Annotated in this window: 10 protein-coding genes; 5 read left to right on the top strand and 5 right to left on the bottom strand. The window is 67.3% G+C overall.

Annotated features, from left to right (window positions below):
- Positions 1 to 38 precede the first annotated feature (38 nt).
- Positions 39 to 1,481 carry a helix-turn-helix transcriptional regulator gene (locus tag D4765_RS16340; RefSeq protein WP_237280507.1) on the bottom strand — a complete coding sequence of 481 codons (1,443 nt, stop codon included), beginning with the start codon at positions 1,479 to 1,481 and terminating at the stop codon, positions 39 to 41.
- A gap of 120 nt (positions 1,482 to 1,601) precedes the next feature.
- Here D4765_RS16340 and D4765_RS16335 point away from each other — a divergent pair, with 120 nt between their 5' ends.
- Complete coding sequence (locus tag D4765_RS16335) at positions 1,602 to 3,521, top strand: phosphoenolpyruvate carboxykinase (GTP) (protein ID WP_136643381.1); 1,920 nt, start codon at positions 1,602 to 1,604, stop codon at positions 3,519 to 3,521.
- Positions 3,522 to 3,588: 67 nt separating this feature from the next.
- Here the strand turns inward: D4765_RS16335 and D4765_RS16330 are convergent, their stop codons facing one another.
- From D4765_RS16330 to D4765_RS16320, 3 genes are read right to left on the bottom strand one after another with little or no spacing between them, the layout of a single operon-like run.
- The gene (locus D4765_RS16330) at positions 3,589 to 4,815 is read right to left on the bottom strand and encodes an ABC transporter permease (RefSeq protein ID WP_237280506.1); all 1,227 of its coding nucleotides are present in this window, start codon (positions 4,813 to 4,815) and stop codon (positions 3,589 to 3,591) included.
- Positions 4,812 to 5,507, bottom strand: coding sequence for an ABC transporter ATP-binding protein (locus D4765_RS16325; protein WP_136643380.1), 696 nt, complete (start codon positions 5,505 to 5,507; stop codon positions 4,812 to 4,814). Before D4765_RS16325 ends, D4765_RS16330 begins: the two co-directional genes overlap by 4 nt.
- A 3-nt stretch (positions 5,508 to 5,510) precedes the next feature.
- Positions 5,511 to 6,587: a permuted SH3 domain-containing protein gene (locus tag D4765_RS16320; RefSeq protein ID WP_136643379.1), complete on the bottom strand. Its 1,077-nt coding sequence runs from the start codon at positions 6,585 to 6,587 to the stop codon at positions 5,511 to 5,513.
- A 220-nt stretch (positions 6,588 to 6,807) separates the two neighbouring features.
- Here D4765_RS16320 and valS point away from each other — a divergent pair, with 220 nt between their 5' ends.
- From valS to D4765_RS16300, 4 genes are read left to right on the top strand one after another with little or no spacing between them, the layout of a single operon-like run.
- The gene (gene valS / locus D4765_RS16315; protein ID WP_136643378.1) at positions 6,808 to 9,450 is read left to right on the top strand and encodes a valine--tRNA ligase; all 2,643 of its coding nucleotides are present in this window, start codon (positions 6,808 to 6,810) and stop codon (positions 9,448 to 9,450) included.
- A gap of 46 nt (positions 9,451 to 9,496) precedes the next feature.
- A complete protein-coding gene (locus D4765_RS16310; RefSeq protein ID WP_136643377.1) occupies positions 9,497 to 9,940 on the top strand; it encodes a GNAT family N-acetyltransferase in 444 nt (147 codons plus the stop codon).
- A gap of 19 nt (positions 9,941 to 9,959) precedes the next feature.
- Positions 9,960 to 10,214, top strand: coding sequence for a hypothetical protein (locus tag D4765_RS16305; RefSeq protein WP_237280505.1), 255 nt, complete (start codon positions 9,960 to 9,962; stop codon positions 10,212 to 10,214).
- 42 nt (positions 10,215 to 10,256) lie between these two features.
- Complete coding sequence (locus D4765_RS16300; protein ID WP_136643376.1) at positions 10,257 to 11,012, top strand: hypothetical protein; 756 nt, start codon at positions 10,257 to 10,259, stop codon at positions 11,010 to 11,012.
- Here the strand turns inward: D4765_RS16300 and D4765_RS16295 are convergent.
- Positions 10,978 to 12,111 (bottom strand): benzoate/H(+) symporter BenE family transporter, encoded by a 1,134-nt coding sequence (locus tag D4765_RS16295; protein ID WP_323512870.1) that lies wholly within the window; start codon positions 12,109 to 12,111, stop codon positions 10,978 to 10,980. The two genes, D4765_RS16300 and D4765_RS16295, sit on opposite strands and share 35 nt — an antisense overlap.
- Positions 12,112 to 12,154 lie beyond the last annotated feature (43 nt).

Raw genomic sequence — 12,154 nt, 5'->3', positions numbered from 1 at the left:
GACTCCCGCCTCCTCGCCCCGCCCCGCCCCGACCGGGGCTAGGCGGAGGTGGCGTGGGATTCGAGGAACTCGAAGACCTCGCGGTCGTCGACGCCGGGAAACTTGCCGGAGGGCAGAGGCGAGAGCACATGCGCGTGCAGGCGCGCGCTCGGCCAGGCGCTGTTCGACCAGCGTTCGACGAGCTCGCTCGGCGGGCGTTTGCAGCACGACTCGTCGGGGCAGCGCGAGACGGCCCGCTTCGACGTGTCCCGGCCCCGAAACCACTTCGCATCGGCGAACGAGGTGCCGAAGCTGATCGAGAACTCCCCCGCCGACGTCGTGCCCGTCTGGGTTGCGCACCAGAAGGTGCCGGCGGGAGTGTCGGTGTACTGGTAGAACTCCGTCGACCGGTTGGTGCGGCTGAGGGCGACGCGTGCGGCCCAGTTGCGGCAGACGAACTGCCCTTCGACGGCTCCGGTCACGTCGTGCGGTAACGGCAGGGCATCGTTCTCGTAGGCCTTCTGGATGGCTCCGTCATCGGTGAGGCGGAGGAAATGCACGTTGATGCCCAGATGCGAGGTGGCGAGGTTGGTCATCCGGAGCGCAGCCGCCTCGTGGGTGACACCGAATGCGTCGCGAAAATCTTCGACTGATAGGTCGCGGCGCGCTTTTGCTGCCGACAAGAACTTCACCGCTGCGGTCTGCGGCATGAGCGAGGCGGCAGCGAAGTAGTTGATCTCGAGGCGCTGCTGCAGGAACTCGGCATAGTTCTCGGGCGGCTGATGGCCGAGCACACGGTGGGCCATCGCCTGCAGGGCCATCGATCGCAGGCCGTGGCCGCCCGGAATCGAGGCCGGCGGCAGGTAGATGCGCCCGCTCGCCAGATCGGTGACCGACCGGGCGGAGTGCGGCAGATCGTTCACGTGGATGAGGCGAAAGCCCAGGTCTTCGGCGAGCAGGCTCACCGTTCGATGGCTGAGCGCTCCACCGGTGTGCCCCACGCGTGCGAGCGTCTGCTCGACGATCTTCTCGAGATCGGGCAGGTGATTGTTGTTCTGCCGCATGGTGTCGCGCAGCTCGGTGTTGGCACGCCGGGCCTCTTCGGGCGTCGCAATCGACTCGGTGGCCCGGCGCAGCAGCTCACGGTGCAGGCCCACCAGCGACTCGAGCGTCTCCTGGGGCAGGTTGCGGCTCGCTGGCACTGTCGGCAGCCCGAGTGAGGCGTACAGGGTTCCGTTCTGTGCGCGAGCGAGTTCGATCTCGAGCGCAGTGCGGGCATCCGGAGCCTCTTCGGAGAGAAGCTCGGCGAGGGTGACACCGAGCTCGGCAGCGAGCGACTGCAGAAGAGAGAACTTGGGTTCGCGGCGACCGTTCTCGATGAGCGACAGCTGGCTGCCGACGACTCCGGTGCGCTCGCCGAGTTGGTCGAGCGTGAGCCCGGCAAGCTTTCTGAAGTGCCGGATGCGGCGACCAAGGGTGATCAAGTCGATTTTGGTGGGCAACTTTGCCTCCTGTAAAGAACAGCCGATCTTTCACGATCGATTTCTAGAATGTAGCCCAAATAGCGGGGAAAGTGGAGGAACAGCCACAAAATACTTTTTCTCATACCCTTAGGAGCCGCCATGAGCATCCTCGAATCCACACCGGCCGACCTTTCGTGGACGCGCCGCGCCGCGCTGCACGTCGTCGAAACCGCCCCGACCACAGCCCCCATCACCACACCTCGTGCACAGTCGCCGAGCGTGACCGACTGGGTCGCCGAGATCAGCGCGCTCACCGAACCCGACGCCGTGCTCTGGTGCGACGGCTCGACCAAGGAATGGGATGACCTCACCAAACTCATGGTCAGCCAGGGCACCCTCATCAGGTTGAACCCCGAATGGCGCCCGAACAGTTTTCTGGCGCGCAGCGACGCCGCCGATGTAGCCCGGGTCGAAGACCGCACCTTCATCTGCTCGACCGAGCAGATCGACGCCGGCCCCACCAACAACTGGCGGGCGCCGGCCGAGATGAAGGCCGAACTCAGCGCACTGTTCGCCGGCAGCATGCGGGGGCGCACGATGTACGTCGTACCGTTCTCGATGGGCCCGGTGGGAGGCGCTCTGTCTCAGGTGGGGATCCAGATCACCGATTCGCCGTACGTTGTGGCGAGCATGGCCCTCATGACCCGCATCGGCACGGCCGTTCTCGACACCATCACCAGCACCACCGAGTGGGTGCCGGCGCTGCACAGCGTGGGGGCTCCGCTCGTCGCGACCGCCGCCGATGGCAGTGTGACGGTCACCCCCGACGTCGCTTGGCCGCACAACCCGCTGAAGTACATCGCGCATTTCCCCGAGACCCGCGAGATCTGGTCATTCGGCTCGGGTTACGGCGGAAACGCTCTGCTCGGCAAGAAGTGCTTCGCGCTCCGCATCGCCTCGGTGATGGCCCGCGGTGAGGGATGGATGGCCGAGCACATGCTGCTCGTCAAGGTCACCTCACCCGAGCAGAAGGTCTACCACCTCGCCGCCGCCTTCCCCTCGGCGTGCGGCAAGACGAACCTCGCCATGCTGAAGCCCACCATTCCCGGCTGGAAGGTCGAGACGATCGGCGACGACATCGCCTGGATGCGGCCCGGCCCTGACGGCAGACTCCGAGCCATCAACCCCGAACGTGGCTTCTTCGGCGTGGCACCTGGCACCGGCCTTGCCACCAACAAAACGGCGGTCGACACCATGTGGGGAAACACCATCTTCACCAACGTCGCCCTCCGTGACGACGGCGATGTGTGGTGGGAGGGTCTCACCGAAACGGCCCCCGCTCACCTCATCGATTGGCAGGGCAACGACTGGACGCCCGACTCCCCCACCCCGGCCGCCCACCCCAACGCCCGCTTCACCGTTGCGGCCGACCAGTGCCCCTCGATCGCGGCTGAATGGGAAGACCCTGAGGGCGTTGTGATCGACGCCATCCTCTTCGGTGGCCGCCGCCCGAGCACGGTGCCGCTGGTAGCCCAGGCCAAGAACTGGGCCCACGGCGTGTTCGTGGGCGCCACCATGGCCTCAGAGACCACGGCGGCCGCTGTCGGCGCCGTCGGGCGTCTGCGCCACGACCCGTTCGCGATGCTGCCCTTCGTCGGCTACAACATGGCCGACTACTTTCAGCACTGGCTCGACATGGGCGAAACGCTGGGCTCTGACGCGCCGGCCATCTTTCAGGTCAACTGGTTTCGCAAAGACGCCGGCGGCTCGTACCTCTGGCCCGGCTTCGCCGAGAATGCGCGCGTGGTCGAGTGGATCATCCGACGCCTCGAAGGCGATGTCGCCGCTCGCCAAACCCCCATCGGCGGGCTGCCGCTGGCGCACGAGCTGAACGTCGACGGCCTCGGCCTCACCCGCGACCAGCTCGACACACTGCTGGGCCTCGACGCCGAGGGGTGGGTCATCGAAGCCGATGAAACCGAACGCTACTTCGCCTCTCTCGGCAGCGACCGGATGCCCGCCGCCCTCACCGACGAGCTGACGCGGTTGCGCGGGGGGCTCGCCAAGCTCCTGTCGTAGGCGGGCCCACCCATCTGTACTGAGCCGCGGTGCGAGATCTGGCACCGCGGCTCAGTCGCGCCGGAGGTCAGTATCGAATGGCGTCGATCACCTTCACACGAACCGCGACGACGGCCGGCAACAGCCCGGCGATCGCGCCGACCACCACTGCCGCAGCCAACCCGAGCACAGCGGCCTCGACAGGAAAAGGCGGCACATCGGAAACCCCTTGGGCGATGGCGCCCTCGACCCACGGGCTCTTCACGATCAGAATCGACAGCATCACCCCCGCCACACCGGCGGCGACCGTTGCCACCACGCTCTCCATCATCACCGCGAAGAACACCCGCCGGGCGGTCGCGCCGAAGCTCCGCCTGATACCGATCTCCTGGATGCGCTGCCGTACCGTCACCAGCGAGATGTTCACCAGCCCGAGCGCGCCGAGCAGCAGCACCAGCACCGCCACCCCGCTGATGACGAGTTTGATCGGCAGAAACGGGTCGTCGCCGTTCGCCGCATAGTCTTGCCGGTTCACCTGGGCGGTGGCGCCCTCGCCGAGCGAGGCGCTGAAGTCTGCCGTCAGCCGTGTCGTCAGGTCTGCCGAGAGCGCGGGCGGTACCCACATCTCGTACGACGGGTAAGAGGGGTACGACGCATCCGTCGTCAGCTTGTCGGCCAGCTGTGTATAGGCATCGTTCAGCATCATCATGCTGGGCTGGCTCTCCCAGCTCTGCGACGCGGTGACCCCGACGAGAACCGCAGTGACCGGCTTCGACCCGGCCAGCGTGACCGTGGGGTGCGTGCTGAGATCGGGTGAGCCGAGCCGGGCGTAGAAGATGTCGTTCACGATCAGCGCGGGCGCGAGCCGCTGCGCGTCAGCCTCGCCGAACCACGAGCCCTTCGAGACGGTGACCCGGTGCATGGTGCCGTAGGGCTGGTCGACGAGCATCGCGTTCACCACGCTGACGCCGTCGATGAACTGGATGCTCAGCTGCTGCTGATTCACCCGGCTGGCGTACCGCACGCCGTAGCGAACGAGCGCCTCGTTCCACGTCTTGTCCATGACGGCGGCCGAGGGCGTCGACCCGTCAGCCGTGTACGCCGACACGTAGAGGGTCGCCGGCCGGCCGCTCGAACGCTCACTGGTTTCGATGGTCGCCTGCTGCGCGATGTTGCCGAGCGCCACCACACTGGTCAGCGCACAGACCGCCACAGCAACGCCGATCAGCGAGAGCAGCACCCGCGTGCGGTGGATGCGCAGTTCGGCCCATGCCTCGATCACGCTGCCGACGAAGGCAGTCAGAAGACCTTTCACAAGAGCACCTCCGCCCACGGCACCAGCACCCCGCGTTCCAGCCGAAAGCGCCTCGTCGCGAGTGCCGCGATCGCCGGGTCGTGCGTGATCGTCACCAGCGCCGCACTCGACGCCGTGGCGATTTCGTCGAGCAGGGCCATCACCGACTCGCCCGTCTCAATGTCGAGCGCACCCGTCGGCTCATCGGCGAGAATCAGGCGCGGCCCCCGCACGAGGGCGCGCGCAATAGCCACGCGCTGCTGCTCACCGCCCGAGAGCCGGTCGGGAGTCGACGCCAGCCGATGCCCGAGCCCGACCCGTTCGAGCATGGCGGTCGCGATGGACCGCCGGCGCCAGAACGCAGACCCTGTGTCGTAGAGCAGTGGTGTCATCACATTCTCGAGCGCCGTGCGCCCCTGCAGCAGGTTGAACTGCTGAAAGATGAATCCCACATCCCGACCCCTCGTGACGTCGCGCTGGCGAGCAGAGAACTGCCGGGTCGGTGCGTCGTCGAAGAAGATCTCACCCTCGGTGGGTGAGTCGAGCAGGCCGAGCAGGTTGAGCAGGGTCGACTTGCCCGAGCCCGAGCGCCCGACGATCGACAGGCGGTCGCCCACGTCGACCACGAGGTCGACTCCGTTCAGAATCACGAGGGGCCGATCATCCACTCGGGAGACGGTTCTGCCCACACCCCTGAGCTCAAGAAGCGCCACGGCTCAACCCGCGATCGCAGCGCCGGAGCCGCCGACACTGAAGCAGTTCGGCGCGCCCCCGCAGCCGTCGGCCGGGGCGGCGGCGCCGGGAACGAACTGCAGAACGGTGTCGCCCGCAGCGAGTCCCGAGACGACCTGCACCTGCGTGCCGTCGGTCAGGCCCAGGATGACCGGCCGCTGCTCGGTCGTTCCGTCGGGTAGCACGAACCATACGTTGCCGTTGACCGCGGTGCCCTCGACGGCTGTGGTCGGGATGACCAGAACGTTCTCGGCTTTGCCTGCCGCGATGGTGACGTCGGCCGCGAGGCCGGAGAAGACGCGCACGTCGACGGGAACACTGCAGCGGAGGGTGTTGCCCGAGCCGCCGCCGCTGCTGCCACCGCCACTGGTTCCGCCCGGCGCCGAGCCCCCGCCAGACCCAGACCCGCTCGAGTCTGCCCCGGCCAGCGGGGTGACGATGCTCAGCCCGGTGCAGGTGAACGGCGCCGGCCCGCCCGTGATGGCGACCGTCGCCTCGGTGGGCTGGCTCACCAACCGGTACTGGTCAGCCGCGTTCAGCGAACCCGTCACCGAGAAGGTGGGCGGTGCGATCTGCCCGGCGATGTCGCCGATGGCCATCGACTGCCCCGCCAGCACGGGCAGTGCGCTCACGATGCCCGCACTCGGTGCCTTCACCGCAACGTAGGTGATCAGGGGCTTTCGCGGTGTGGAGATGGTCGAGCCGTCGGGCCCCGCCGTTTCGAGCGGGTCGCGCGCCGTCTCGACCTTGATGTCGAAGATCGTGTCGCCGGGCGACACAGTCGCGCCGACGGCCACGGAGACCTCGTCGACCACGCCGATGGCCGTCGCCCTGATCGGTGTCGCGGGGTCGGCGCTGATGGTCGCTTTCAGCGTCACATCGTTCGAGACCGTGCCCGTGGTCACCACTGATTTCGGTTCGGTCAACTGGCCGGTCGGTACCGCCGGGTCGGCGATGGCCTGACTATCGGGAAAGAATGCCAGCTTGCAGAGTGCAACGGCGATGGCTGCCACGACGGCCAACCGGATGATCGGAAAAACCCATTTGCGAACAATACCCACGGTGGCACCTTCGTGTCGGCCCGGCAGTGCGAGCGATCTGCAGGACGCCCCCAAGCCCTGGAGCCCCCGCCTGACACCATGAGTATATTCACATGCAACGACAGGGCACTGTTTCGAACCCGTGAGTTCGGGCATCCCGTCACCCGCCGGGTACAGTGGGGTCAGTTCACAAAAGGCACCTCACTGACTCGGTGCCGCCCATAGCGCCTGGAGGGCCACCATGACCGCGAACGTTCCCGAAAAACCCGCGCTCGAAGGCCTCGAAGGCAAGTGGGATGAGCTGTGGAGCGAACGCGGCACCTACCGCTTCGACCGCGCGCTCGCCTCACGCGAGAACATCTACTCCATCGACACCCCGCCGCCCACCGCCTCGGGCTCGCTGCACATCGGGCACGTCTTCTCGTACACCCACACCGATGTGGTCGCCCGTTTTCAGCGTATGCGCGGCAAGAGCGTGTTCTACCCCATCGGGTGGGATGACAACGGTCTGCCCACCGAGCGCCGTGTTCAGAACTACTACGGTGTGCGCTGCGACCCGACGCTGCCGTACGAGGCGTCATTCGTGCCGCCCTACGAGGGCGGCGACAACAAGAGCGGCAAGGCGGCCGACCAGAAGCCCATCTCCCGCCGCAACTTCATCGAACTCTGCGAGCGCCTGACCGTCGAAGACGAGAAGCAGTTCGAAGCGCTCTGGCACCGGCTCGGGCTCAGCGTCGACTGGACCCAGACCTACCGCACCATCGCCGACTCGTCGATGCGCGCCAGCCAGCTGGCATTCATCCGTAACGTCGAGCGCGGCGAGGCATACCAGGCGCAGGCTCCCACGCTCTGGGATGTGACGTTCCGCACTGCCGTCGCGCAGGCCGAGCTCGAAGACAAAGATGTGCCGGGGGCGTACCACCGCATCGCGTTCCACCCCGAAGACCCGAACGGAACGCTCAACAGCACAGACATCTTCATCGAGACCACCCGCCCCGAGCTGCTCGCGGCCTGTGTGGCGCTCGTCGCTCACCCCGACGATGAACGCTTCAAGCCGCTCTTCGGCACGACCGTGCGCACCCCCCTCTTCGACGTCTCCGTGCCGATCGTCGCCCACCACCTCGCCCAGCCCGACAAGGGCGCCGGCATCGCGATGGTCTGCACGTTCGGCGACCTCACCGACGTGATCTGGTGGCGTGACCTGTCGCTGCCGAACCGCGCGATCGTCGGCTTCGACGGGCGCATCATCAGCGAGGCCCCGGATGTCATCACCAGCGAGAGCGGGCTCGCCGCGTATGCCGAGATCGCCGGCAAGACGATCTTCTCGGCCAAGCAGACGGTTGTCGATCTCCTCCGCGCCTCAGGTGAAATGATCGGTGACCCGAAGCCGATCATCCACCCGGTGAAATTCTTCGAGAAGGGCGACAAGCCGCTCGAGATCGTCTCGACGCGCCAGTGGTACATCAGAAACGGTGCGCGCGACGAGGTTCTGCGCCAGCGCCTGCTCGACATGGGCGCGGAAGTCGACTGGCACCCCTCGTTCATGAAGGTGCGCTACGACAACTGGGTCAACGGCCTCACCGGCGACTGGCTCATCTCCCGCCAGCGCTTCTTCGGCGTGCCGATTCCCGTGTGGTACCCGCTCGACGGCGACGGCAACCCCGTGTTCGACCAGCCCATCGTGGCGTCTGAGGCGTCGCTGCCTGTCGATCCGTCGACGGATGCCGCACCCGGCTACGACGAATCACAGCGCAACACGCCCGGTGGTTTTGTGGGCGAACTCGACGTGATGGACACCTGGGCGACCTCCTCGCTCACCCCGCAGCTCGCGGGTGGATGGGAGCGCGACCCCGAACTCTGGGCCCTCGTCGCACCCTACGACCTGCGCCCGCAGGGCCAGGACATCATTCGCACCTGGCTCTTCTCCACGCTGCTGCGTTCGGCGCTCGAAGACGGCCGCACGCCGTGGAAGCATGCTGCGCTGTCGGGGTTCATCGTCGATCCTGACCGCAAGAAGATGTCGAAGTCGAAGGGCAACGTCGTGACACCCGCCGACGTGCTGGAGACCCACGGGTCTGATGCGGTGAGGTACTGGGCGGCATCCAGTCGCCTCGGAACCGACGCAGCGTTCGACCCCCAGAACCCCACCCAGATCAAGATCGGCCGCCGGCTCGCCATCAAGGTTCTGAACGCCGCGAAGTTCGTCTACGGCTTCGAGCTGCCCGCCGGGCAGGCCGCCGTGACGCACCCGCTCGACCTCAGCATGCTCACGCAGCTCGATACGGTCATCGTGGCCGCCACCGAGGCATTCGAGAGCTACGACCACGCCAGGGCTCTCGAAGTCACCGAAACCTTCTTCTGGACCTTCTGCGACGACTACCTCGAACTCGTCAAGGAGCGCGCCTACAGCGCGGCGGCCGACCCGGCAGACAAGGCTTCGGCCGTGCTCGCACTGCAGGCCGCGGTCGACGTGCTGCTGCGCCTGCTGGCGCCGTTCATTCCGTTCGCCACCGAAGAGGTGTGGTCGTGGAGCCACCCCGACGGCGGCTCGGTGCACAGCGCGCCCTGGCCCACCGGCGTGACGGGTGGTGAGGGCGCGGCGTTCGCTCCGGATGCCGCACCCACCCTACCCGCCCACGGCACCCTGCTCGGGCTCGCCGGCCAGGCACTCGTTGCCATCCGCCGCGCGAAGACCGACGCCAAGGCCTCGCAGAAGACCCCCGTGTCGTCGGCCACCATCGAAGGCCCGCCCGACATCATCGCCGAGCTCGAGCTCGCCGCAGCGGATCTCCGCGACGTGGGCCGCATCGAGACCCTCGTCTTTGCGCCAGCAGCTGAGCTCGCCGTGCGCGAGATCGTGCTCGGTGGCGATAGTGTCGGATAACTATTTGCACGACTCCTGGCTCAACGACAACCGAAGGTGACCGACAATGACGTTGACAATCCGCCCCATCACCGACCGCGATTTCTTTGCCTGGTACGACCTCTACGTGGCGTACGGCCAGTTCTATGAGACCCCGATCGAGGGCGATCGCGCCGTTCTGGTGTGGAGTTGGCTCACCGACCCAGCGCACGAGACCGAGGCGCTCGTAGCCGAAGACGACGGCAAGCTGGTTGGTCTCGCGCACATCCGCGAGTTCGCCCGCCCCCTGGCCGGTGGTCGGGGGCTCTACCTCGACGATCTCTTCGTCGCTCCGGATGCCCGGGGTGCCGGTGTCGCGTCGGCCCTCCTCGCTGAGATCAAGGCCCTCGCCGCAACCCGTCACGCGAACGTCGTGCGCTGGATCACCGACGAGAAGAACGAAACCGCCCGTCGCCTCTACGACACAGTCGCCAACCGCACCACCTGGGTCACCTACGACCTGCCCGTTTAGCCCTATTGGAGCCCCTCGAATGATCTCTGTTGGAACCCGCTGGTCAAGCGGCGACGAGCCCCCCGCTCGCCTGCCGCAAGCCGTCATCGATGCCGTTCTCGACGTCGAAGGCGAGCTGGCCGAGCAGAACGTCGACACCACCATGTGGTACTGGACTCTGACCTGGCTCGAGTCGCGCCCCGTGGTCGAGTTCGACGACGGCACCCGCATCGACTACGACCCCGACACCGACGAGGCGACCGTGTCGCAGTCTGACGACCTGACCGACGACTGATTCATAGTTGACTTTTGCTCGTATCTGGCTGAAGCTGGCGGTATGGTTTATTCGACCCTCCCCGCGACCGGCGCCTCCCCGGCCAGCCATCAGAGGCGACATCCGCTGAGCCGCCGGGCGCGCGTCGGCGCGTTGGGTGCGGGTGCACTGAGCCTCGGGCTCGTGGCCCTCGGGGGCGACTTCATCGCTGCCGTGCTCGGCCAGCTCGCCTTCTTCTACGGGGCGACGTTTCTCTTCGACGGCATGCAGACTTTCGATTTGAGCGACCCGTCGGTCGGCATACCGGCCGATGCCGCAACCGTGTTCGGTATCTCACCCGTGGTGATCGTCGCGGCGGGCGCCTTCATCTCAGCCCTCGGTGTGGTATCCGGCATCCTGCTGCTGCGGCGCGCCGGCACCCACCGACCCATCGCCGTCACGCTGGCGTCGCTCGCCATCTCTGCCGTGCCGCTCACGATCGGTGCGGCCCTGTCAGGCGTGCTCGCCATGCTCGCCTTCGGTGTTCTCGGCTCGAGTGACGCCGGCGGTGACTCGTACGTGGTCGTGGTCGGGGTGGCGGCGGGCATCCACGTGGCCAGCGCACTGCCGCTCGGCGCCCTCGTGTGGTGGTGGATGGCCGCCACCTTCGCCCGCGTCGGTGCCGCCTTCACCGAGCTGTCGCACTTCGCGCACCCCGACGGGCTCGTCGCCGGGCCACCCGCGGTGCAACCCGCGATGCTACCCGCCGTGCTGCCCGGAGTTCTGCCCGCCGTGCTGCCCCCGCCTACGAGCGCCGGGGTGTCACAGCCCAGAGCATGACGGCGCCGCCTGCGAGCAGGCCCCAGAACGCCGACCCGATGCCGATGACGGTGATGCCCGAGGCTGTGACCAGGAACGTCGCGGCGGCGGGGATGCGGTGGGCGACCTCGTCGATGGCGTTCGAGAGCGCCGAGACCAGCGCGCCGAGCAGCGCCAGTCCGCCGACCGCGGTGATGAGAATGGGCGGCGAGGCCGAGATGAGGGCAGCTGCCACCCCTGCTGCGAGCCCGAACGCGATGTAGACGAAACCGGAGGTGAACGTCGCGATCCAGCGCCGGGAGCGGTCGGGGTGGGCATCCGGGCCCGCCATGATGGCAGCGGTGATGGCGGCCAGGTTCACTGCGTGCCCACCGAACAGCGCCCCGACCGCGGTCGCGGCACCAGACGCGACGAGAACGGGCCGCGGCGGCACGGTGTAACCGAAGGTCGACATCACCACGAAGCCGGGCACGTTCTGGCCTGCCATCGTCACAATGAAGAGGGGAAGCCCGAGGCTGACGATGATGAACGGGTCGAACGTGGGCAGCACAAAACTCAGCTCGGGCGCCAGCGTGGTGGAGGCGGCGGTGAGCCATCCGGTGCCCGCCGTGATGCCGATGCCGATGGCCGCCACCGCCATCGCCGCCGGAACAGCCCAGCGCGGCGCGAGCCGTAACAGCAGCAGCCACACGACAACCACCGGCACAGCCAGCGCGGGAATCTGCACGACAGCGAGCACCGGAGCGAGGCAGATGGGAAACAGGATGCCCGCGAGCATGGCACTCGCCAGCGACTTCGGTATGCGGGTGATGGCCCGCCCGAGCGCTGGCCAGAGCCCGCACAGCACGATCAGCAGGCCACACACCACGAATGCCCCGACGGCGGCCGAGAAGTTGTGGGTGGTGCTTGACGCAGCGATGAGCAGCGCCGCCCCCGGGGTCGACCAGGCGAACGAGATGGGCATGCGAAAGACGCTGGCCAGCACGATGCAGAGAATCGCGACCGCGAAACACAGTGTCAGAAGCCCAGAGGAGGCCTGGGCATCCGTGGCCCCGACCGCATGCAGGCCAGCCAGAACGAGGGCGAACGAACTGGCGAAACCTGTGATACCGGCGACGATGCCGGCCGAAATCGGTTGCGCGAACCCGCCCCGATGCCGGGTC

The organism is Subtercola vilae (assembly GCF_004923255.1).
In the GTDB taxonomy this organism is placed as follows: domain Bacteria; phylum Actinomycetota; class Actinomycetes; order Actinomycetales; family Microbacteriaceae; genus Subtercola; species Subtercola vilae.
Note: the sequence above shows the minus strand (reverse complement) of the source record. Positions and strands in the feature narration are given on the sequence as shown.